Annotated in this window: 21 protein-coding genes and 1 pseudogene; 10 read left to right on the plus strand and 12 right to left on the minus strand. The window is 61.4% G+C overall.

Annotated features, from left to right (window positions below; translation table 11 throughout):
- Window positions 1-79 precede the first annotated feature (79 nt).
- Complete coding sequence (locus HFO71_RS03055; protein WP_168257054.1) at window positions 80-1,138, plus strand: glycosyltransferase family 2 protein; 1,059 nt, start codon at window positions 80-82, stop codon at window positions 1,136-1,138.
- Window positions 1,138-2,820 carry a hypothetical protein gene (locus HFO71_RS03060; protein WP_168258941.1) on the plus strand — a complete coding sequence of 561 codons (1,683 nt, stop codon included), beginning with the start codon at window positions 1,138-1,140 and terminating at the stop codon, window positions 2,818-2,820. Before HFO71_RS03055 ends, HFO71_RS03060 begins: the two co-directional genes overlap by 1 nt.
- A gap of 83 nt (window positions 2,821-2,903) precedes the next feature.
- On the opposite strand, the gene HFO71_RS03065 is transcribed toward HFO71_RS03060, so the two are convergent.
- Window positions 2,904-3,269 (minus strand): DUF4087 domain-containing protein, encoded by a 366-nt coding sequence (locus HFO71_RS03065; RefSeq protein ID WP_077978716.1) that lies wholly within the window; start codon window positions 3,267-3,269, stop codon window positions 2,904-2,906.
- Window positions 3,270-3,291: 22 nt separating this feature from the next.
- Window positions 3,292-3,750, minus strand: a pseudogene (locus HFO71_RS03070) (hypothetical protein).
- A 171-nt stretch (window positions 3,751-3,921) separates the two neighbouring features.
- On the opposite strand from HFO71_RS03070, the gene HFO71_RS03075 reads away from it, so the two are divergent.
- Both HFO71_RS03075 and ilvC read left to right on the plus strand, forming a co-directional pair.
- Entirely contained in the window at window positions 3,922-4,587 is a 666-nt protein-coding gene (locus tag HFO71_RS03075) for a TetR/AcrR family transcriptional regulator (protein WP_017961202.1), read from the plus strand.
- A 49-nt stretch (window positions 4,588-4,636) separates the two neighbouring features.
- Window positions 4,637-5,656, plus strand: a complete 1,020-nt coding sequence (ilvC, locus tag HFO71_RS03080) for a ketol-acid reductoisomerase (RefSeq protein WP_003560822.1) — start codon at window positions 4,637-4,639, stop codon at window positions 5,654-5,656.
- A gap of 115 nt (window positions 5,657-5,771) precedes the next feature.
- On the opposite strand, the gene HFO71_RS03085 is transcribed toward ilvC, so the two are convergent.
- The gene (locus HFO71_RS03085) at window positions 5,772-6,056 is read right to left on the minus strand and encodes a hypothetical protein (RefSeq protein ID WP_168257050.1); all 285 of its coding nucleotides are present in this window, start codon (window positions 6,054-6,056) and stop codon (window positions 5,772-5,774) included.
- 324 nt (window positions 6,057-6,380) lie between these two features.
- Between HFO71_RS03085 and HFO71_RS03090 the strand changes: the two genes are divergently transcribed.
- Window positions 6,381-8,375, plus strand: coding sequence for a PhoX family protein (locus HFO71_RS03090; RefSeq protein ID WP_168258943.1), 1,995 nt, complete (start codon window positions 6,381-6,383; stop codon window positions 8,373-8,375).
- Window positions 8,376-8,729: 354 nt separating this feature from the next.
- On the opposite strand, the gene HFO71_RS03095 is transcribed toward HFO71_RS03090, so the two are convergent.
- The 6 genes from HFO71_RS03095 to HFO71_RS03120 all read right to left on the minus strand — a co-directional run bounded on the left by HFO71_RS03095 (window position 8,730) and on the right by HFO71_RS03120 (window position 12,026).
- Window positions 8,730-9,314: a class I SAM-dependent methyltransferase gene (locus HFO71_RS03095; protein ID WP_077978712.1), complete on the minus strand. Its 585-nt coding sequence runs from the start codon at window positions 9,312-9,314 to the stop codon at window positions 8,730-8,732.
- Window positions 9,304-9,639, minus strand: a complete 336-nt coding sequence (locus HFO71_RS03100) for a type II toxin-antitoxin system RelE/ParE family toxin (RefSeq protein WP_011652706.1) — start codon at window positions 9,637-9,639, stop codon at window positions 9,304-9,306. The genes HFO71_RS03095 and HFO71_RS03100 overlap by 11 nt, the downstream gene beginning before the upstream one ends.
- A complete protein-coding gene (locus HFO71_RS03105; RefSeq protein WP_026158760.1) occupies window positions 9,623-9,874 on the minus strand; it encodes a ribbon-helix-helix domain-containing protein in 252 nt (83 codons plus the stop codon). Before HFO71_RS03105 ends, HFO71_RS03100 begins: the two co-directional genes overlap by 17 nt.
- 118 nt (window positions 9,875-9,992) lie before the next feature.
- On the minus strand, window positions 9,993-10,370 hold the full coding sequence (locus tag HFO71_RS03110) for a type II toxin-antitoxin system VapC family toxin (protein WP_077978711.1): 378 nt from the start codon (window positions 10,368-10,370) through the stop codon (window positions 9,993-9,995).
- Window positions 10,370-10,579: an AbrB/MazE/SpoVT family DNA-binding domain-containing protein gene (locus HFO71_RS03115; RefSeq protein ID WP_017961195.1), complete on the minus strand. Its 210-nt coding sequence runs from the start codon at window positions 10,577-10,579 to the stop codon at window positions 10,370-10,372. The genes HFO71_RS03110 and HFO71_RS03115 overlap by 1 nt, the downstream gene beginning before the upstream one ends.
- Window positions 10,580-10,925: 346 nt before the next feature.
- The gene (locus HFO71_RS03120; protein ID WP_077978710.1) at window positions 10,926-12,026 is read right to left on the minus strand and encodes a branched-chain amino acid aminotransferase; all 1,101 of its coding nucleotides are present in this window, start codon (window positions 12,024-12,026) and stop codon (window positions 10,926-10,928) included.
- A gap of 205 nt (window positions 12,027-12,231) precedes the next feature.
- Here HFO71_RS03120 and HFO71_RS03125 point away from each other — a divergent pair, with 205 nt between their 5' ends.
- Window positions 12,232-13,452, plus strand: coding sequence for an aminotransferase-like domain-containing protein (locus HFO71_RS03125; RefSeq protein ID WP_168258945.1), 1,221 nt, complete (start codon window positions 12,232-12,234; stop codon window positions 13,450-13,452).
- 290 nt (window positions 13,453-13,742) lie between these two features.
- On the opposite strand, the gene HFO71_RS03130 is transcribed toward HFO71_RS03125, so the two are convergent.
- From HFO71_RS03130 to HFO71_RS03140, 3 genes are all read right to left on the minus strand, one after another.
- On the minus strand, window positions 13,743-14,786 hold the full coding sequence (locus tag HFO71_RS03130) for a DUF2278 family protein (protein ID WP_168258946.1): 1,044 nt from the start codon (window positions 14,784-14,786) through the stop codon (window positions 13,743-13,745).
- 98 nt (window positions 14,787-14,884) lie between these two features.
- On the minus strand, window positions 14,885-15,943 hold the full coding sequence (locus HFO71_RS03135; protein ID WP_131666349.1) for an aldo/keto reductase: 1,059 nt from the start codon (window positions 15,941-15,943) through the stop codon (window positions 14,885-14,887).
- Window positions 15,944-16,158: 215 nt separating this feature from the next.
- Entirely contained in the window at window positions 16,159-16,629 is a 471-nt protein-coding gene (locus HFO71_RS03140) for a MarR family winged helix-turn-helix transcriptional regulator (RefSeq protein ID WP_131666348.1), read from the minus strand.
- A 230-nt stretch (window positions 16,630-16,859) separates the two neighbouring features.
- On the opposite strand from HFO71_RS03140, the gene HFO71_RS03145 reads away from it, so the two are divergent.
- The 4 genes from HFO71_RS03145 (at window position 16,860) to HFO71_RS03160 (ending at window position 21,506) form a co-directional block, all read left to right on the plus strand.
- Complete coding sequence (locus HFO71_RS03145; protein WP_168258947.1) at window positions 16,860-17,627, plus strand: alpha/beta fold hydrolase; 768 nt, start codon at window positions 16,860-16,862, stop codon at window positions 17,625-17,627.
- Between the two features lie 192 nt (window positions 17,628-17,819).
- On the plus strand, window positions 17,820-18,797 hold the full coding sequence (locus HFO71_RS03150; protein ID WP_020050723.1) for an ABC transporter substrate-binding protein: 978 nt from the start codon (window positions 17,820-17,822) through the stop codon (window positions 18,795-18,797).
- A 7-nt stretch (window positions 18,798-18,804) separates the two neighbouring features.
- Window positions 18,805-20,499 (plus strand): ABC transporter permease, encoded by a 1,695-nt coding sequence (locus HFO71_RS03155; RefSeq protein ID WP_168258948.1) that lies wholly within the window; start codon window positions 18,805-18,807, stop codon window positions 20,497-20,499.
- A complete protein-coding gene (locus tag HFO71_RS03160) occupies window positions 20,487-21,506 on the plus strand; it encodes an ABC transporter ATP-binding protein (protein WP_168258949.1) in 1,020 nt (339 codons plus the stop codon). The genes HFO71_RS03155 and HFO71_RS03160 overlap by 13 nt, the downstream gene beginning before the upstream one ends.
- Window positions 21,507-21,588: the final 82 nt, after the last annotated feature.

Here is a 21,588-nt window from a genome sequence, read left to right on the forward strand (position 1 = left end):
GTGCGGTGGGATCATTAAAGGATTGTTTGACGTTTCCGACTAGTCTTGCGGCAGATATCAAGCAGGCCCAGATGTCCGCATGACGCAAGCACCGTTTCTCTCCATCGTCGCTCCTTGTCACAACGAGGAAGAGGGCTTGCGCGAATTCTGCCGCCGCGCCGCTGCTGCCGCGCATAGTGTTGCCGGCGATGGCTTCGAGCTCATTCTCGTCGATGACGGCTCGTCCGACCGCACGTGGGAGATCATTTCGGATCTGGCGGCCGATGTGCCGCAGCTGCTCGGTGTTCGTCTTCTGCGCAATCACGGCCACCAGTTGGCATCGACGGCGGGTCTTTCCGCGTCGCGCGGCGAGCGCGTGCTTTTGATCGATGCCGATCTTCAGGATCCCCCAGAGCTGCTTTTGATGATGATGCCGATCATGGAGCGCGGCGCCGACGTCGTTTACGGCCAGCGCACGCGCCGTCAGGGCGAAAGCTGGTTCAAACTGGCCTCCGCTTCGCTTTTCTATCGCGCTTTGTCCAAGCTCGCTTCCGTGACCATTCCGCGCGATACCGGTGATTTCCGGCTGATGCGCCGGCGTGTCGTCGATATCCTGCTGGCGATGCCGGAGCGCGATCGGTTCATCCGCGGCATGGTCAGTTGGATCGGCGGCAGGCAGGTGGCGCTGCCTTACGAGCGTGACGCCCGTTTTGCCGGCACGACGAAATATCCTCTGCGAAAGATGATCAATTTCGCTCTCGATGCGATCACCAGCTTTTCAACGACGCCGCTGCGCATCAGCACTTGGCTTGGCATGATGAGCGCGGGCGTCGCGATCGCGTTGCTCATCTACACCTTCGTTCGCTGGCTGCAGGGCGAGACGGTGACCGGCTGGTCGTCGATCATGGCCGCGGTCAGCGCCTTCAGCGCTATCCAGCTGATCTGCATCGGCATCATCGGTGAGTATCTCGGCCGTCTCGTACAAGAGAGCAAGAAGCGGCCGATGTTCATGGTCGAGACGATCGTGCGCGGCAGTGAACAAGCAGAATTGTCGATCGCTTTCTCGGAGATGAGCGCCAGCGACAAGCGCGCCGCGCTGGATGCGGCCTTTGCATCCGAAGAGCCGCCGCGCTCGCAAAAGAACAGCCGGATCGGATAATGGACCGGATTGCCGCGCCTGCTGTGGCCGCAGCCGGGCCTGAGGAATCGATCGCCAGGCAGGATTCCACCGTTGCGATTGCCGCTTTCGTCGGATTTGCCGCGGCTCTGGTTCTCCTGTTTCCCTTTCCGCCGGTTCTCGATTACGCCAATCACTACGCCCGTATCTGGCTCCTTACTGGCGGGATCGGCGAGCAGCCGTTTCCTGAAATCTATGCCGTCGACTGGAACCGCACCTTCACCAATGTCGGGATCGACGTTCTGGCCACCAGGCTGGGGCCGCTTGTCGGCGCAGACAGGCTTGCGCGGGCTTTGCTTTTCCTGGCGATCGTGCTGCCGCCGCTCGGGGCAATCGGCCTGCATCGCGCGCTTTTCGGCGGCCGACACCATTGGCAGACCGCCATGCTGTCGCTCGGCTGGTGCGCCACCATGATCGGCGGCTTCATCAACTTCCAGATCGGCCTCGGCATGGCGTTGTTCTTTGCCTGCGTTGATCTGCGGCTGCAGCGCAGAAATCCCGCCCTGGTTTTTGCCTGGCGGCTCGCCGCCGCGCTGCTGCTGACGGTGATGCATCTCTTCGCGCTTGGCTTCTATATGGCGATCGTCTGTGGCCTCGAATTTTCCTGGCGCATCGAAATAGTGCGATCGAAGGCGGCTCTGATGAGGCTCGCCGGCCGGTTGGCGCTGGCGCTCGGCGCCTGCGTCCTGCCGCCGCTCGCGCTCTATCTCCATACGGCGGCTTTGCCCAACGCCGGCGGCAACGGCCTCGGCCTTGCCTGGAACGACGGCATCGTCCTGATCCTTCTGAACCTGCTCTCCGCCATCACCACCTATGTCCCGGTGGTGGATGTCGTTTTGGTTCTGCCGCTGATCCTCATCTGCACGCGTGCCATCCGCGGGAGCGATATCCGCATCCATGCGGGGCTTGCCGTCACCGCCTGCGGATTGCTGTTGCTGTCCTGCATTGCACCTCGCCACATGCTAGGAACCGGCTGGATCAGCTGGCGCTTTCCGATCATGACGGCGCTCGTGGCCATGGCGATGGTGTGCCCTTTCGCCAATCTGACGCGCCGGCAAGCGCTGTTGCTGGCGCTCATCATCAATCTCGCAGTCTTCGGTCGCAGCGGCTGGGTCGGCTGGAACTGGTGGCTGGCACAGAAGGATGTTGCCGCCGTCGAGACGGTGCTTAAAAAAGTGCCGGCCGGTGCGGCCGTGTTGCCTCTGGGACATGAACCCGAGACGGTGAGCAGTCTTGCCCACTCCAACCGGCATTTTGCCTGGGGGCTGGATACCTTCCGGCACTTGCCGACGCTCGCCGTGCCCTTGTCTCATGCTTTCGTGCCGACGCTCTTCACGGCAAAAGGCAAGCAGCCGCTCTCCGTTCTGCCGCCATGGTCTGAGATCGCGGTTCCCGAGGGTAATCTGCTGTCGATCGGCGTGCTTTCATGCCCGGCAATGATGCAGGAATATGGAAACTTTACGCCTTATCTGTCGGATTGGCGCAGGCGTTTCGATTTCGTTCTCGTCGCCAATGCCGATATCCCCGACCGCTATGTCGGCACCTTGATGCCGGCGGGCCTGACGCTGGTCGAAGATGCGGGTTTCGCAAAGCTTTACGCAATCGACAAGACGATGCCGGCAGAGCCTCTCTCGATCCCCACCGGCTGCGCCAGGGCGTCATAGGTCGGGGCTCTTGGTGGACCGATTGTTTCTGGACGATGGGGTCATGATTGCGGCCGCCATCCGTTTTTCGGGTGAGGCGATAGTCAGCCGGGAAATTTCAGCGCCTTGTCAGCACGGCATTTGGCGAGCTTTAACTGACGGAAGGAGAGGATGCGGGTGATGCGATCCTTGCCATCCGTTTCCACACTCATGCAGGCGCAGGCATAGCCATAATTGCCGTTGGTTTTGACATAATCATGTTCGGAGATGTCGGAGATCAGCTCCATGCCTTCGACCTCGCCGGCATCGTCGCCCTGGGTCATGATTGTCCAGGTGTTCTCCGCGTCCTCCAGCCACCAGTTGGCGGGCGTCGGATTCTCGATCCAGCCGCAGCGCGTTTCGGCGGCCTGTGCGTTTGCTGCGATGGCGAGAGCTGTGGTCATGACCGCGGCGGCTATCCAGTATCTCATTGCCTTTTCCCCACGACAAGTGTCAGTTGTTGATCGCGATGATCGCCCAATGGCTCGCCTCGCAGGCGTTGTCCCCGCAAACCGCGCCCATCCAGACGGCGCCGCCGGCCAGCATGACGCCGTCGCTGTTGACGAAAAGATCCTCCTATTGCTGGCGTCCGACGGCACGGCGGGTCTCTGATGTCACCAGATCGTCGAAATTGTCGATGAAATCCTCGGCGTTCTCGACGTCGTAGGTCTCGCCGTTGGCCTTGACCGTCAGCGGGTATTCGGCAAGGCCAGCGATTGTCTCGGCGTCTCCCGAGCGCATCGCCCGAACGAGTCGGCGCAGCGGCCGATCGAAGCTCGCGGCATCGCCGTGCAGTTCCTCGATGCGGTTATAGACCTCGTTTTCCGACTGGGGGAAGGCGCCGGTGCTCGGAAGCGCAGTTCCCAGAAGCATCGTTCCGGCGAGGAGAAGGGCTGCAGGCAGGCGCGGCATGGAAGGCTCCGGCAAATGGCGTGGTGCGGCATTATGCGGTCCCTGATGTAGTGCGCCTATCCAATTCTGGTGTCTTATCCAGCTTTCCCGTATAAAAAATCTGTCGCGGCTTCTTGACGACCTGATCGGTTTGTCGCATAAATCTCACGAACCGTACCGTACGGTACGTATATGGGAGCCATGACCGTGTCCGTCGATACCGCAGAGCCGAGCGAATTTTCGCCGCGCCAGAACGCCGTTCTGGAGCAGGCGCTGCAGTTGCTCGTCGATGGCGGCGAGAAGGCGCTGACGACCTCGGGCGTGGCGCGAGCCGCCAATTGCTCGAAGGAAAGCCTCTACAAGTGGTTCGGCGATCGCGATGGGCTGCTGTCGGCGATGATCGCCTATCAGGCCAGCAAGGTGCGCACCTTCGAGCGCAACGGCGAGCGGCTGACGGCGGCGAGCCTGCACGACCATGTCGTCATTTTTGCGCGTGACCTGTTGGAGGTGCTTGCCGGCGACGTCTCGCTGGCGCTCAACCGGCTGGCGATCGGCCAGTCGAACCGCGACGGCTCGAAACTCGGCAAACTGCTGCTCGAGCGCGGCCGTCGCCAGATCGACCGGCGCGCCATGGCGCTGATCGATGCCGGCAAAAGGGCAGGGCTCCTGCGTTTTGCCGATGCCGACGAGGCTTATCACACGCTTTACGGCCTTGTTGTCTCCGACCTGCATGTGCGCATGCTGCTCGGCGAACCAGGCCTCAAGGATACCGCACGCCAGGCGGAGAGGGCGGTCACCGCCTTCCTCAGGCTTTATGGCACGGACAAGGTTCTGGCGGAGATGCCGGTTCTCGGCTGATTCCGCTTTAATGACAGTCAACAAGACAAGCAAAGGGAAGGAACTTCAAATGCGCGTCTATTACGATCGTGATGCCGATCTTAACCTCATCAAGGCCAAGAAGGTCGCCGTCATCGGCTATGGTTCGCAGGGGCGTGCCCATGCGCTGAACCTCAAGGACAGCGGCGCACAGAACGTCGTCATCGCACTCAAGGCCGGTTCGCCGACCGTCAAGAAGGCCGAAGCCGATGGCTTCAAGGTCATGACGGTTGCCGAAGCTGCCGCCTGGGCGGACCTGATGATGATGGCGACCCCGGACGAACTGCAGGCCGACATCTACAAGGCCGACATCGCCGGCAACATCCGCGATGGCGCAGCCATCGCCTTCGCTCACGGCCTCAACGTTCACTTCGGCCTCATCGAGCCGAAGGCTTCGGTCGACGTCGTCATGATCGCACCGAAGGGCCCGGGCCACACGGTTCGCGGCGAATACCAGAAGGGCGGCGGCGTTCCCTGCCTCGTTGCTGTTCACCAGAACGCTTCGGGCAATGCGCTTGAACTCGCTCTCTCCTACGCCTGTGGCGTCGGCGGCGGCCGTTCGGGCATTATCGAAACCAACTTCCGCGAAGAGTGCGAAACCGACCTCTTCGGCGAACAGGTCGTTCTCTGCGGCGGTCTCGTCGAGCTCATCCGCGCCGGTTTCGAAACGCTCACCGAAGCCGGTTACGCGCCCGAGATGGCCTATTTCGAGTGCCTGCACGAAGTGAAGCTCATCGTCGACCTGATCTATGAAGGTGGCATCGCCAACATGAACTACTCGATCTCCAACACGGCCGAGTGGGGCGAATATGTCTCCGGTCCGCGCATCATCACTGCCGAGACCAAGGCCGAGATGAAGCGCGTCCTCAAGGACATCCAGACCGGCAAGTTCACGTCCGATTGGATGCAGGAATACCGCGCCGGCGGCTCGCGCTTCAAGGGCATCCGCCGCCTGAACGACAGCCACCCGATCGAAGAAGTCGGCGCCAAGCTGCGCGGCATGATGCCCTGGATCGGCAAGAACAAGCTGGTCGATAAGTCGGTCAACTAAGCGATTTTCCGCGCCGCATCGAACCTGGTTCATGCGGCGCGCTTTGCGGTTATCCTCCGTGCATATCGTCCTGCCAAGCCGTTGCCATCGGTAGCGGCTTTCCGCTTGTGTCGGACTAACCGGACAAGAGCACGCAATAGTCGAAGCTTCGGGCTGCAACGTCAGCGGCCGGAGCCATGATGACGAGATCGCTGGCGTCCCAAAAGACGCGACCCGTTGCCGAGCCGGCGCGCGGCCCCGCGAGAACAATCCAGCCGCCCGGGTCGTCCAGCTCGCCAAAGCCTTGCGAGGCGGCGAGGCTTGATGCTTCTCCGCTACAGGGGAGGCCTCCCTGGATCGTGGCATGGCCACGCATCTGGTGGACCTGAGGCGTCGCAAACCCGGCATAGGGACCGGTCAAGGCGCGCTCGAAAGCCTCATTCGTGTCGGAGAGCTCGTCGCGCGGTCCATTGTCTCATCTTCATGACGCAGGAATCATAGAGCGGAAGCAACGTGCCGACCACGGCAATGCCCGGTCTTGGCCTTCATTGAGCCGTGTCGCTTCCGCCTGAGAGAGAGAGAGAGAGAGAGAGAGAGAGAGAGAGAGAGAGAGAGAGAGAGAGAGAGAGAGAGAACAGCATCCCGAAGACGTTCCTGTCGCAAAACCGTAATATCGTGCCTCTAGGTTTAGAACGGATCTAAAACAAGACAATTTGACACCAGTTTTTAACCGTGGAGGCATTGGATGAACGAGCATCTTTCCCAGAGGATTTTCCCGACGACTCAGCTCGAAGACGCGGATGGTGACGGCCACAACACCAGCGCCAATCCGACGATGGGTGAAATCATCGGCAAGCGTTTTTCACGCCGCAATTTTCTGCAGGGCTCGCTTGCCGTTTCCGCCATTGCAGCCACGGTAAGCCCGATCGCGCTGATGAGCGCGGACGAGGCGCGCGCTGCAGACAATAAAGGGTCTGCCTTCAACTTCTCCGAAGTGGAGGCCGGCGTCGATGACAAGCATCATATCGCTGAAGGGTATGATGCCGAAATTCTGCTGCGCTGGGGCGATGCCGTGCTGCCGGGTGCCCCGCAATTCGATCCGGCGAAGCAGACGGCCGATGCACAGAACAAGCAGTTCGGCTACAACAATGATTATGTCGGCTTCATTCCGCTCGAAGGATCCAGCGAGCACGGCCTGCTCGTCGTCAATCATGAATACACGAACCCGCATCTGATGTTCCCCGGCCTCGTCCAGGTGGTCGACGGCAAGATCAAGCAGGGCGCGCTCAGCAAGGAGCAGGTGGATGTCGAGATGGCGGCCCACGGCGGCACCATCGTGGAGATCCGCAAGACGGGTGGCAAGTGGCAGGTCATCGCCGACGGCAAGTACAATCGCCGCATCACCGCCAACACGCCGATGGAAATTACCGGCCCCGCCGCCGGAAACGACCGCCTGAAGACTAGTGCCGACGGGACCGGCACCCGCGCCATCGGCACGATCAACAACTGCGCCGGCGGCGTCACGCCCTGGGGCACCTACATCATGGCCGAAGAGAACTTCCACGGCTATTTCTCCGGCGCGCTGCCGGAAGGTCACAAGGAAGCCCCGAACTATAAGCGTTATGGCGTTCCGGAAGGCGCCTACGAGTGGGCCAATTTCTACGACCGCTTCGATCTTTCCAAGGAGCCGAACGAGCCGAACCGTTTCGGCTGGATCGTCGAGGTCGACGCCATGGACCCGACGTCGGCGCCGAAGAAGCGCACGGCGCTCGGCCGCACCAAGCATGAGGGCGCCGAGTCGATCGTCGCCAAGAACGGCAAAGTCGTCTTCTATCTCGGCGACGACGAGCGTTTCGACTATGTCTACAAGTTCGTGACCGACGGGACATTCAACCCGAACGACCGCGCCGCCAACATGAACCTGCTCGACAGCGGCACGCTCCATGTCGCCAAGTTCAACGAGGACGGCACCATGCAGTGGCTGCCGATGGTCTTCGGCCAGGGTCCGCTGACGGCGGAAAACGGCTTCACCAGCCAGGCCGATGTGCTGATCGAATGTCGTCGCTCCGGTGACGCGCTCGGCGCCACCAAGATGGACCGCCCGGAAGACGTCCAGCCGAACAGCGTCAACGGCAAGGTCTATGTCATGCTGACCAACAACACCCGCCGCAAGGCCGACCAGGTGGATGCCGCAAATCCGCGCGCGGAAAACGCCTTCGGCCACATCATCGAGATCTCTGAAAACGACGGCGATTTCACTGCCACATCGGGCAAGTGGGAAGTGCTCCTGAAGTGCGGCGATCCCTCGGTTGCGGCCGTCGGTGCGACCTTCTCCACCGAAACGACCAAGAACGGCTGGTTCGGCATGCCCGACAACTGCGCCGTCGATGCTGCCGGCCGCCTCTGGGTTTCGACCGACGGCAACAACAACAAGGCCACCGGCCGCACCGACGGTCTGTGGGCCGTCGATACGGAAGGGGCGGCGCGCGCCACTTCGAAGCTGTTCTTCCGCGTGCCGGTCGGCGCCGAAATGTGCGGCCCGCTTTTCACGCCGGACGACGAGACCGCCTTCGTCGCCGTGCAGCATCCCGCCGATGGCGGCGAGGACTGGCCGGGCCATGGCCGCCCGTCCTATTACGAGGACCTTTCGACCCGCTGGCCGGACTTCAAGCCCGGCATGCCAGTGCGGCCTGCGGTCGTCGCCATCACCAAGATTGGCGGTGGCAAGATTGCCGTCTGACGGTTGAACACGGAGGCTGCCACCTCGCTGTAAATGCCCTCTGGCGGCCGTGGATGAGCCCATCTTCCGGCCGCCTGTCGCCGCGCCCGTATGTGCGTTATGTAGCTCTCATTTTGAGCACGGGCGTGGCCGTCGTATCGGTGGGAAACTCAAGGCCATCCCGACCCATTGAGAAGTAGCCTGCTATGGATGCAGGGTTTCTTGAAGCACGGTTTGGATTTCAGATAGCAGCCGCAAAAATTGACGGGGCAAAGCGAGACATAGACCTCCGTCAACTGCAGAGAAATCCGCCTCTACGAATAAGATCATGATCTCAACCGGGAATGGACGCTCAGCCCGGAAAGCAAGCAGCCCCTACCGATGCGCCATCACCGTGATCCACCGTGTCGGCTCACCGTCATAACCGCCGCCGTCGTTTTCCTCGATGGTGATGTCACGCCAGCCGCCTTTTGTCAGAAGCGCCAACAGTCCGTCGGCAGAGGGATAGTTGTAATAGCGGCCGAAGCCGTCATGGCCCTCCGCTTCCCCTGCCTTGAAGGTCGCGTGAATGATGCCGCCCGTCCTCAGCGCGCGCCGGATGCGGGCGAAGACGTCGGGCAGCTCAGATCTTGGAACATGGAGAAGGCTTGCATGCGCCCAGACGCCGTCGAAGGCGCTGTCGGCGTCGAGCTCCTGGAACAGCATGACCCTCACCGGCCTGCCGATCAGCGCCTCCGCTTGTCTTGCAAGCTCGGTCGAGCCATCCGTCGGCGTCACGTCGAAACCGTGCGCTAGCATGTAGGCGCTGTCCTGCCCGCCGCCGCAGCCGAGCTCGAGGATTGCCGCACCCGGCGCAAGCCCGGCGAGGAAGCCATCGAGCTGCTTCGGCAGGCTGCGCACCCGCTTGGCGTATGTCTCGGCATTTTCCTCATAGAAGGCGGAGGTGCGGTCAAGAGGCATGCTGTTCGGCCGATCGCGGGCGTCGGTTGGATTGGAGATGTCTTTCAGGAAGCCGGTCGGCGTCGATGATGTCAATGACGACAATCCCTTCCGACGTCACCCGGTAGAAAGCGACGTGGCGCATGTGGAGGAGGCGGCGAAGGCCAGCGCCGAGTTCGTCGCACTCTTCTCCCATGGAGGGAGCATGCGAAAGAAGCACGAAAATCCTGTCCCAGTCGAGAAGATAGGCGTCTGCCTGCGCCTCGCCGAAATTGAGGCAAGCATATTCGTCGATGCCCGATAGCACGGAGTACGCGGTTCGGGTCAGCCTATAGGTGGTTGTCACGCAGCTTTGCCTTCGTTTCCGACAGGATGTCGGGAATGCGTCGCTCGCTCGGGCCGCTTTCCTCAGCCTGTCTCAGAATGTTGCGCAGTTCTTCATCGTCAAGCTTATGATGGAGCTGATCCTTCAGAACAAGCTCCGCCAGGAATGCGTCGGCACTGCTGTATCTACCGCTTGCGACACGGTTTTCGACGTATTCCGCCAGATTATCCGGAAGCGAGATCGTCATTTTCGCCATTGGATTCGGTGCCGCCTGCACATGCCGGTTATCAGCCATTCCAGATGCCAGATTATCATTTCCCAATTTGTGATAGAAGCGTTGTGCCGCGCCGTCGAGGGCTTGGGTCACATGCGGATCAGTCTTTTTTATCGATATAGATGACGCGTTCGAGACCCTTGAAATGGGCGTCGCAGGTCAGGATATCGGCATCGTGGCACTCCGCGGTCGCATAAATGATCGCATCGGCGGTGGCGAGTTTGTGGGTTGCCGATACTTCGGCGGCACGGCGGGCAAGCGTCGTGTCGAGCGCAACAACCATGCATGTCGCGGTATAGGCGATGAAGCTGTCGACGGCTTCCTCGTCCTTTTCTCGTGCCAGCCATTTGGAAAGCTCGAGCTGCACGATCGTCGGAACGATACATTGATCGCGTTCCGGGATTTCGGCCTGCAGCCGGGTTCCGGCAGCACTTTTCGTCAGCCATTCTATCCATGCGGAGCTGTCGACCACGCGCATCAGAAACGGTCGTTCCGGTCGCGGTAATTTTTCTTGTCTGCGCCTTCGGCAATGCCGCGAAGATCAGCAAGCGTCGGGACCGGCATCAGCAATACGCCTTTGCCTTTGGGTATGAACACGAATTCCTGTCCCGCTGACCAGTGCTGTTGTTCGCGCACTTCCTTGGGAATGGAGATCTGGAATTTTGTAGAGAGGGTTGCTGTTGCCATTCTTACCTTTCCTCTATCGATTAGTGGATAGTAAGAATTCACTTGGCGTCGGTCAATGGCGAATCGTTTTTGGCGTTGCTGCTATTTCGGTCGCCAAATGGGAAGTTGACGACGGTTTTTCCCCGCTGACTCGGCCAAAAAAACCGGGCGGCGCTCGGTTTCGAAAGAGGTCCGCGGATTGCTCAATGGCTGTCGGCTCGAAGAACATATATAGAGTATCGTGCAGGTCGAAACGAACTTGGACGCGGGCGGAATAGATCGCCAGCCCGGCGGCTTTGCGAGTGAGGCGGAGAGCGGCGCCCACCAAGTCGGTGTTGACGCCGCCGTTGCGTGACGCGTCCGGAGTTCAAGCCGGGATAAGGCGCGTCCAGCCGCGCTCATCGTTGGTTACGCCCTTCTGCAGACTGACGAGTTGCTGGCGCAGTTCGCTGGTCAACTTACCGGTCTGTCCGTCTCCGACCAGAAACTCGCCGCCGGCATGTCGAACCAGGCCGATGCCCGCCAGGACCGCGGCAGTGCCGCAAGCGAAGGCTTCGACGAGCTTGCCGCTGGTTGCGTCCTGCCGCCATTCTTCGAAGGAGTACGGACGCTGCTCGACGCGCAAGCCCTTTTCTTCGGCGAGCACGATCACCGAGGCCCGGGTGATACCCGGCAGGATCGTGCCGCCAAGAGGCGGGGTGACCACCGATCCGTCATTCATGACGAAGAAGACGTTCATGCCGCCGAGTTCCTCGACCCAGCGATGCTCGGCTGCATCAAGGAAGACGACCTGATCGCAATCCTTCTTCGCGGCTTCCGCTTGCGCCACGAGGCTGGCTGCGTAGTTTCCGCCGCATTTTGCAGCACCGGTGCCACCGGCGGCAGCACGGGTGTATTCGGTCTCGACCCATAGGGAGACCGCCTTCGCTCCGCCTTTGAAGTAGGCGCCGACCGGAGAGGCGATGATGCAGAAGACATATTCCTGAGCCGGACGAACGCCCAGGAACGCCTCGTTGGCGAACATGAAGGGGCGAAGGTAGAGGCTGGCGTCGCCGGATGGAATCCAGGCCTTGTCAACGCGGACCAGTTCTTCGACTGCCTTCAGAAAGAGTTCTTCGGGCACAGGAGGCATAGCCATGCGGATCGCCGATTGCGCGAAGCGGCGGGCGTTCTCTTCTGGTCGAAAGAGTAGAATCCGGCCATCGTCTGCCTTGTAGGCTTTCATGCCTTCGAAAATTTCCTGAGCATAGTGCAGCACGGCGCTCGCAGGATCGAGCTCCAGAGGACGCCTCGGCGTAACCTTCGCATCGTGCCAACCCTTGTCGGCAGTCCATCGTGCCAGGACCATATGATCCGTGAAGACCTTGCCGAAGCCGGGCGTCTCCAGTGCCTGGATGCGATCGGCGTCCGAGACGGGAGACTTGTGGAGTTCGATTTTGATTTCAGGAGAGGTCGTCGTCGCGGTCATTGCTGGCACCTTGATAGTACATTGAATAGTGGCGGCGACACTACCGCCGCCGGGCTGGTCTTGGAAAGGCCTGAATCAGCCGGTTTCGGCATCGATCAGAGGAATCATCGCTTTCTTGTCACCATGACAAGAAAATAGGTCAGTATTATTGACATAATTCCGGCGGCATGGTTTGTCGGCGGTATAGAAAATATGAGGAAACTCCATGCTGAACTGGGACACCATGTTTGCGTCGCGCTCGTCGCGCATGCGCGCATCCGAGATCCGTGAGCTCTTGAAGCTTCTCGACCGGCCGGACATCATCTCATTTGCCGGCGGCATTCCGGATCCGGCGCTCTTTCCCGATCAGGAATTCAAGCAGGCCTATGCCGATATCTTCGACGGCGCCGCCGTCAACTCGGCGCTGCAATATTCGGTCAGCGAAGGCTACAAGCCGCTGCGCGAATGGCTGGTCGGGCAGATGGCGGCTCTCGCCATCCCCTGCGAACTCGACAACGTTTTCATCGTGTCCGGTTCGCAGCAGGGCCTCGACTATCTCGGCAAACTCTTCCTGTCGCCTGATGACACCGCACTCGTGACATGGCCGACCTATCTCGGCGCGCTGCAGGCCTTCAATGCCTATGAACCGTTCTACGACCAGCTGACGCCGAACGGCAACCGGACGCCCGAGTCCTACCGTGCGTCCGCTTCCGCTGCCGGCGGCAAGGTAAAGTTCGCCTATCTCTCCACTGACTTCTCCAATCCGACCGGCGAGACCGTCGATCTTGACGGCCGCAAGAAGGTCCTGGCGCTGGCGGAAGATCTCGACATCGCCGTCATCGAGGATGCGGCCTACCAGTCGCTGCGTTACGACGGCGATCCGATCCCGCCGATCCTGGCGCTGGAGATCGCCGAGAAGGGCCATATCAACGATACGCGCACGATCTATTGCGGCAGCTTCTCGAAGACGCTGGCGCCCGGCCTTCGCGTCGGCTTCATCGTCGCCAATGCGCCCGTCATCCGCAAGCTGGTGCTGATGAAGCAGGCGGCCGACCTGCATTCTTCGACGATCAACCAGATGGCGATATCAGATGTCGCCGAGCGCGGCTTCGATGCGCAGGTCGCCAAGATCAAGGGCGCCTATAGCCAACGCCGCGACTGCATGCTGACCGCACTTGAGAAATACATGCCGGAAGGCACCAGCTGGACGAAGCCGGAGGGCGGCATGTTCATCTGGATCACGCTGCCGGAGGGCATGGACGGCGCCAAGTTGCTGGCGAAATCGCTCGAAACCGCCAAGGTCGCGTTCGTGCCCGGCAAGGCGTTCTTCGCCGATGGTTCCGGCGCCAACACCTTCCGCCTCAGCTTCTCCTGCGCCAACGAGCAGATGATCGAAGACGGCATAGGCCGCCTGAGCGCGCTGATCTCGGCCGAGATCGGTAGCTGAGCGTGAGAGGTTGAGGAGAGGGCGTGCCGTGCGGCCCTTCATCCGACCCTTCAGGCCACCTTCTCCCCGCTGGGGAGAAGAAGAAGCAAGCCGTAAGCTCTCGCTTCCATAACGAACGCTTTCGAGGAGGCGAGGCGTCGCCACAAATCTCTTCTCCCCAGCGGGGAGAAGGTTGAGGGGGTGAGCGGCAGAGCCGCGAATGCACGGAGCGCAAGCGAAGGGCAACATGTGGGATATGCCATGCAGCTCCCTGGACTTCCCGTTTTGCAAAACAGCAGGCAGGGCGCCGATCAGAAGATCGTCGTCCAGCCTTCGTTCGCCGTCTCGCTCTTGCCGTAACCGACCCGATCGGCGACGGCGCCGTCGGCATTGCGCAGGATGATGTCGCCGCCCCGGTTGGCAAGCTGCGGGCCGCCGGCTGCGGCATCGAGCGCTATGGTGCGCAGCTCGCCTGCGCTAAGCGATCCCGACAGCGTCTGGGTTCTGCCGTTTTCGTCCTCCAGCTTCCAGCCTTCGAGCGATGCCTCCATGTCGGAGCGGTTGATGATCGTCACCGTTTCGGCCTCGGTGCCGCCTTCGCCGTTGACCGGGTTGATCAGCGCGGCGACGATGCGCAGCGACGAGGCGACGATCGGCTGCGGCCGGCGTGTGCCTTCGCCGCGGCCCTGGCCGCCGCGGTTCTCCGAAACGGGATGGCCGGTCGCCGCATCGGTGTTCCAGTTCTGGGACTGGAAGCAGAGGAAGATCGCCGCCCATTCGTCGGTATCGTTGAAATGGACGAGCAGCGCGCCGTCCTGGTTCGGCCCATTGGTGGCCTTGAAGCTGCCGCCGTCGCCCTGGTTCATGTGGATGTCGTGGATGCCGTTGCCAGGCTCGAAATCGAAATATTGGTCGTGCTTGTTATGCTCGGGGCCCCAGGCCTCGCCGAAGGCATAGAAATGGATGTCGGGATCGGCAATGCCTTCCTCGACGATCGGTTCGATGAATTCCCTGAGATCGTTCTTCGGGCCGGAAAGCTGGAAGGGCGCGACATTCATGTCCTCGCGCTCGATCAGCCCGCCGCGGACGTAGTCGATCGCAAGCTCCGGACGGTCCTTGCGGATGTCGGTCAGGCCCATCGGCAGGGCTTCGAGCGCGTCCGTCAGTGCCGGATGCTTGAAATCGACGATATTGGCGTAGAGGAGGTCGTGCGGTGACATCTTCGAGCGGACGTTCAGCGCGATGCGGTAGCTGACGCCGTCCGCCTCGATGCGGATCTCGATATGGGGATCGTTGTCGTCATCAAGGGCGAGTGCGCTCGCCGTACCCTTCAGGACCTTGTAGTTCTTCAGCATGGAAACCCTCGCTGCGGTGGCGGGATCTCATGGTAGCACGGTGAAAGTGCATCTTTTGTGACGCATATCTTTCACCGTGCAAGGGAGGAGCGCCGACGCTATTGCTGAAGATGCGGTCCGAAAAGCTCGAGATCGGCTTCACCAAGCCTGTCGCTCACCGTGTTCAGCTGGTGCCAGTAGGGATAGATCACCGGCGGCAGGCTGACCGCGTCGAGGCGCTTGCGCTCCTCGTCCGTGAGCTTCAGCTCGGCGGCTGCGATGTTGTCGCGGAACTGGGCTTCGGTGCGGCCGCCGATGATGACCGACGTCACCGCCTTGCGGCCGATCAGCCAGGCGAGCGCAACTTGAGCGGCGGAAACGCCGCGTTCCTCACCGATCGCGACCAGCGTCTCGACGATATTCCAGAGGCGGTTCTCGTCGCGGATCGGCGGTTCGGTCCAGCCGGCGAACTGGCGCGTACCTTCGGGCGCTGCCTGGTTGCGGCGATGCTTGCCGGAGAGCAGGCCGCCGGCGAGCGGGCTCCAGACCAGCACGCCGAGGCCCTGGTCGATCGAGATTGGCAGCAGCTCGTATTCGGCGTCGCGGGCTTCCAGCGTATAGTGGATTTGCTGGCTCACGAAGCGCTGGTACCTGTGCTCGTTGGCGATGCCGAGCGCCTTCATGATGTGCCAGCCGGAATAATTCGAGCAGCCGACATAACGCACCTTGCCCTGTCTGATCAGGGTGTCGAGCGCTTCCATCGTCTCTTCGAGCGGCGTCTGGCCGTCCCATTCATGCACTTGGTACAGGTCGATGACATCGGTCTTCAGGCGCTTGAGGCTCGCCTCGCATTCGCGGATCAGGTGGTAGCGCGACAGACCCTGGTCGTTCGGGCCGTCGCCCATGCTGAAGCGGGCCTTGGTGGCGAGCAACACGCCTTGCGGCCGCTTACCGGAGAGCACGTCACCGATGATGTTTTCGCATTCGCCTGATGAATAGGCGTTGGCGGTGTCGATCAGGTTGATGCCGGCATCGATGCACATATCGATCATCTTTTTCGCCTCGGAGGTGCCGAGATCGCCGACCATCTTCGCCCAACCGACGCCGCCGAAGGTCATAGTGCCCATGGTCAATGTGGAAATCTTCAGGCCCGAACGGCCAAGCAAACGATATTCCATTGGAACTCCTCCTTTAAACGAGACTGACGTACCTCAACGCTCCGAGATGGCAATGGCGGCGTGTTCGCGAGGCTTAGGTAAAGATTCCTGAGCGCCGGCATCTTCCGGTCATGTGGCGGCTATGGCCGATCACGAGCCGGGCGGCAGATCGTACAATATGTCATCGGCTTGTCGACGGAAATCGTCTTGGCGCAGTCGACGCGCTGGAGGCCGCATCAGCTCTCGTGCTTGTCCTTGTTGTGAATATTGTCGCGAAGCGAAGCAATCGTGTCCCGAATCTTGTTGACAGTCTCGGCGTCGAGACCGACGGCCTTGCCGATGCAGTCGAACACATGAGTGGCACGGCTCTTGAGAGCCAGTCCCTTCTTCGTCAGGCGCAAGAGCACCTGGCGCTCATCAGCGGGATTTCGGTTGCGTGTGACGAGCCCAACATTTTCCAGCCGCTTCAGCAGCGGCGTGAGGGTGCTGGAGTCGAGAAAAAGCGTCCCGCCGAGATCCTTCACCGTGCGTTCGTCGCGCGCCCACAAAGCCGTCATGACAAGGAATTGCGGATAGGTGAGTTCCAGCTCGTCGAGCAGGGGACGGTAAAGCTGGTTAAAGACGTGGCTTGCCGAATAGATCGAAAAGCAAAGCATTTCATCGATCTTGGGCACGTCAGCGAGATCATTTGATCTGGTTTCTTTCATCACGCTCTCCTTTGATCTCAATATAATTTGTGCGCGATCTATTTGCAAGCTATTGACTCGGCAAGTGAGGCGGCCTAATTAGATAGCGTACAAAGAAATCGCTGACAAAGTATACGCCAAACACGGAAAGCTGCAGAGGTTTGCTGCGTCAACGGATGCGCAAGCACATGAATCCCTTGTGGCTCCCGATTCGGTTCCTTTGAAACTCAACCGACGAAAGGAAATGACCAATGTTCAAGTTTGCTGCTGCCGTCGCCCTGGCAGGCGCTCTTCTTTCCGGTGCTGCTGTTGCCCAGCCGGCCAAGCCGACCGTTGTCCTCGTCCATGGCGCCTTTGCCGATTCATCCAGTTGGAACGGCGTCGTTGAAATCCTGCGCAAGGATGGCTTTTCTGTCGTGGCAGCGGCCAATCCGCTGCGTAGCGTTGCGAATGACGCTGCCTATGTCTCCGACGTGGTCGGCAGCATCGCCGGCCCCGTGGTCCTCGTCGCCCATTCCTATGGCGGCCAGGTCATTTCGACCGCGGCCAACGGCCACGACAACGTCAAGTCGCTGGTCTATGTCGCGGCCTTCGCCCCTGATGCAGGGGAATCGGTTGCCGATCTTGCCGGCAAGTTTCCGGGCGGCACGCTGAGCGGAGCGCTGGCGGCCCCGGTAAAGCTCAGCACCGGCGGTGTCGATCTCTATATCGACCAGGCGAAGTTCCATGATCAGTTCGCCAGCGACGTGCCGGCCGAGCAGGCGGCCCTGATGGCGGCTGCCCAACGTCCAGTCACCGAGGCCGCCCTGACCGACAAATCCGGCGAACCCGCCTGGAAGAAGCTGCCGTCGTGGTTTGTCTACGGCACCGGCGACAAGAACATCCCGGCCGCAGCCCTAGGCTTCATGGCCGAGCGGGCAGGCTCCAAGCGGACCGTGGTGGTCGATGGCGCCTCCCACGTCGTGATGGTGTCGCATCCCGAGAAGGTGGCTGAACTGATCGAAGAAGCTGCAAAGTAGTATTCGATCCGAGGGGCCACGGCGTGTGAGCGCCGTGGTCGGCCGCTGCGGAGGTTTTGTCCGCGCATGGCGAGGTCACGACCGGTCGATGGGAAAGCTGTGGCGCAGGGCGTGGACCAACCGCGGCGCCCTGTCACATCTCTGTCAACGACCCCTAATAAGGGAGGGGTATCGAAATCGAGGACCCCTCCCATGAAAACGATCGTCTCCGCCGCAGCACTTGTCGCCGCGAGCCTCTTTGCCATTCCGGCTTCGGCCGCAAACCTGGTTCTCTACACCAGCCAGCCGAACGAAGACGCGCAGGCGACGGTCGATGGCTTCATGGCCGCCAATCCCGATATCAAGGTCGACTGGGTACGCGACGGCACGCCGAAGATCATGGCGAAACTCCAGGCCGAGATCCAGGCCGGCAACCCGGTCGCCGACATTCTCCTCATTGCCGACATGGTGACGCTGGAGCGCCTCAAGGAAGACGGCAAGCTCCTGGCCTACAAGTCGCCGGAAGCCGCAGGGTACGACGCCGCCCTTTATGACGCCGACGGCTATTACTACTCCACCAAGCTGATCACCACCGGCATCATGTACAATACCTCGGCCGCGATGAAACCTGCGAGCTGGAAGGACCTGACGAAGCCGGAAGCCAAGGGCCTCGTCACCATGCCGAGCCCGCTTGCCTCGGGTGCGGCCCTCATCCACGCCCAGACGCTTGCCGCCGTTCCGGGACTCGGCTGGGACTTCTACAAGTCGCTTGCGGAAAACGGCGCGATTGCAGCCGGTGGCAACGGCGCCGTGCTGAAGTCGGTCGCCTCGGGCGAAAAGGCCTATGGCATGGTCGTTGACTACATGCCGATCCGCGAGAAGGCCAAGGGCGCGCCCGTCGAGTTCGTATTCCCGAGCGAAGGCGTTTCGGCCGTCACCGAGCCTGTCGGCATCCTCGCCAGCACCAAAAATGCCGATGCCGCCAGGAAATTCGTCGATTACGTGCTCTCCGAAACAGGCCAGGAAGGCTTCCTGAAGCTCGGCTACATCCCGGCCCGTAACGGCATGAAGCTGCCGGAAGGCTTTCCGGCGCGCGACACCATCAAGGTCCTGCCGATCAAGGCGGCCGAAGCATTGAAGAATACCGACCAGGATCTCAAGACCTTCTCGGGCATCTACGGCTCGAACTGATCCTTTGATGTACGGATACATCAAAACCGGAAACAGCCAGCCCGCCTGGCTGTTTCCTTTTGTCGTCATCATCGTCCTGATCCTCAGCGTGCTGCCGCTCGCCCGCCTCGCCTTGGTCGGAATGGCGGCCTTCGCCGATGGCGGCGTGATTGATGTTTTGAGCGAGGCGTCGCTGTGGTCGGCGACCTATTACACCGTCGTCACCGCCATCCTGGGCACGATCATCTCGCTCGTCATCGGCTGCCTCTTTGCCTTCCTGCTGACGCTGACCGATATCCGCGCCAAGGGGCTGCTCAGCTTCTTCTTCGTGCTGCCGATGATGATTCCGCCGCAAGTGACGGCGCTTGCCTGGGTGCAGATGTCCGGCCCCTCCAGCCCGTTGCTGAAGGCGCTGCACATCGCCCCGCCACTCGGTTCGCCGCAGCCGCTCTATTCGGTGGGTGGCATCGCGCTGCTCTATGGCGTGCAGCATGCGCCGCTGGTCTATCTGGCGCTCCGAGCCGGGCTGATGACGCTGCCGCGCGATGGCGTCGAAGCCGCACGGCTTTCCGGCGCTTCCAGCTTGCAGGTGTTCCGCGATATCATCTTGCCGCTGTCGCTGCCCGGCATCATTGCGGGTGCGACGATCTCCTTCGTCTCCTGCACCGGCAATTTCGGCATTCCCGCCATTCTCGGCATTCCGGCCTCGATTTTCACGCTGCCGACGTTGATCTTCACCAAGTTCTCCGCCTTCACCAGCCGCACCTTCGGTGATGTCGCCGTGCTCTCGGCGATCATCGCCATCATCTCGGTCGTCGGGCTGATAATCCAGGACCGGGCGTTGCGCGGCCGCGACTACCGCGTCATCGGGTTATCCGGGGCGAGTGCCGCCTTCGAACTCGGCACCTGGCGCCTGGTCTTCACACCGCTCGTCTGGGCGATCCTGTTCTTCATGCTGGCAGCACCCTTCTTCGCGCTTGTCGCCGGCGCGCTGGTGCCGGCCTATGGCGTGCCGCTCACTTTCCAGACGATGTCGCTGCATGCCTTTGAGGATATCCTGTTCCGGCAGGCGGTGACGCGTACCGCCTTTATCAATTCGCTGTCGCTCGCCGGCGCCACCGCGCTTGGTCTCCTGGTGGTGACGGTGCTTGCGGCCTATGCGCTGACGCGGCGCAAGGATGCGGCGTCGCGGATCGTCGCCAGCCTGATCGAGATACCATATTCGCTGCCCGGCATCGTCATGGCGGTCTGCTTCATCCTGGTGTTCGCAGCACCGATCCCGATCCTCCACGTCTCGCTCTACGGCACGATCTGGATCATCCTGATCGCCTATTTCTCCTCGTTCTTCGCCGTCAGCCTAAAACCCGTGGTCAGCGCCTTCCACCAGCTCGATCCGGCGCTGGAAGAGGCGGCGCGGCTTTCCGGCGCCGGCTTCTTCCGCAGGCTTGCCGATATCATCGTGCCGCTGATTGCGCCGGCCGCCGGCGCCTCCGTTATTCTTGTCTTTCTGATTGCCTGCAACGAGCTGACAATCTCGGCGCTGCTCTGGTCTGCCGGCACACAGACGCTCGGCGTCGCCATCTACAATCTCGATGATAGCGGCAGCTCGGACCTTGCTTCGGCGCTCTCGGTGCTCGTCGTGCTCATGGTCGTCGTGCTGATGCTGCTGCTCGAACTTCTGGCGAAACGACTGCCGAAAGGAGTGGTCCCATGGCGAGGTTGATCCTCAACCAGCTCGGCAAGGTTTTCGGCACCGGTCGCGCCGCCGTCAGCGGCTTTTCGCTCGATGTGCGCGAGGGCGGCTTCCTGGCGTTGCTCGGGCCTTCCGGTTGCGGCAAGACGACAGTGCTGCGGATGATCGCCGGTTTCGAGACGCCGAGCGACGGCTCGATCCATCTCGGCGAGAGATTGCTTGCCGATGCCGCACAGTCGCTGCCGCCGGAAAAGCGCAACATGGCGATGGTGTTTCAGTCCTACGCGCTGTGGCCGCATATGAGTGTTGCCGACAATGTCGGCTATCCTCTCAAAGTGCGCGGCATCTCGGGCGAAGCCTACCAGGCGAAGGTGCGCGATGCGCTCGGCACCGTCAGGCTCGCCGACTACGCCGAACGGCGCCCGGCCGAGCTTTCCGGCGGCCAGCGACAGCGCGTGGCGCTTGCCCGCTGCCTGGTGACATCGCCTGACGTCGTGCTGCTTGACGAGCCGCTTGCCAATCTCGACCGGCACCTGAAACAGGAGATGGAGGAGACTTTTCGCGAGTTCCACCAGCGCTCGGGCGCGACGATGATCTACGTCACCCACGACCAGAGCGAGGCGATGGCACTCGCGACCGACGTCGCCGTCATGTCGGAAGGGCGGCTGCTGCAGGTGGCGGCGCCCGCCGAGATCTACGCGCGGCCTGAAGGGCGCATCGTCGGCGGCTTGATCGGGCGCGGCGCGATCCTGACACTGTCGGTAATGGGCGGCGAACGCCAGCTGGAATGGGATGAACTGCAGGATGCGCTCCAGGCCACCAATATCGATGGCACCGATATCCTCGTGCGGCCGGAGGATGTGATCATCGGCGGCGAGGGGGCTCCGGCAACCGTCGAATCCGCGCTTTTCGAGGGCGAGCGTTATGCTGCGAAACTGACGCTCGGCAACGGCCAGACGCTGCGCGCCTTCAGCCGCGTCCCTGTCGTACCCGGTGAAGTCGTACACATCGTCATCCGCGCCGGGTGGCGGCTTTGAGAGGTCTAAAGCATGTCGCGCAAAAGTGGCCGCGGCTGCGGGAAAATGTCAGCGGCCTAAGTCACAGGCAATCACGTCCGAG

It is taken from the genome of Rhizobium laguerreae (genome assembly GCF_019778565.1).
Lineage (GTDB): Bacteria > Pseudomonadota > Alphaproteobacteria > Rhizobiales > Rhizobiaceae > Rhizobium > Rhizobium laguerreae.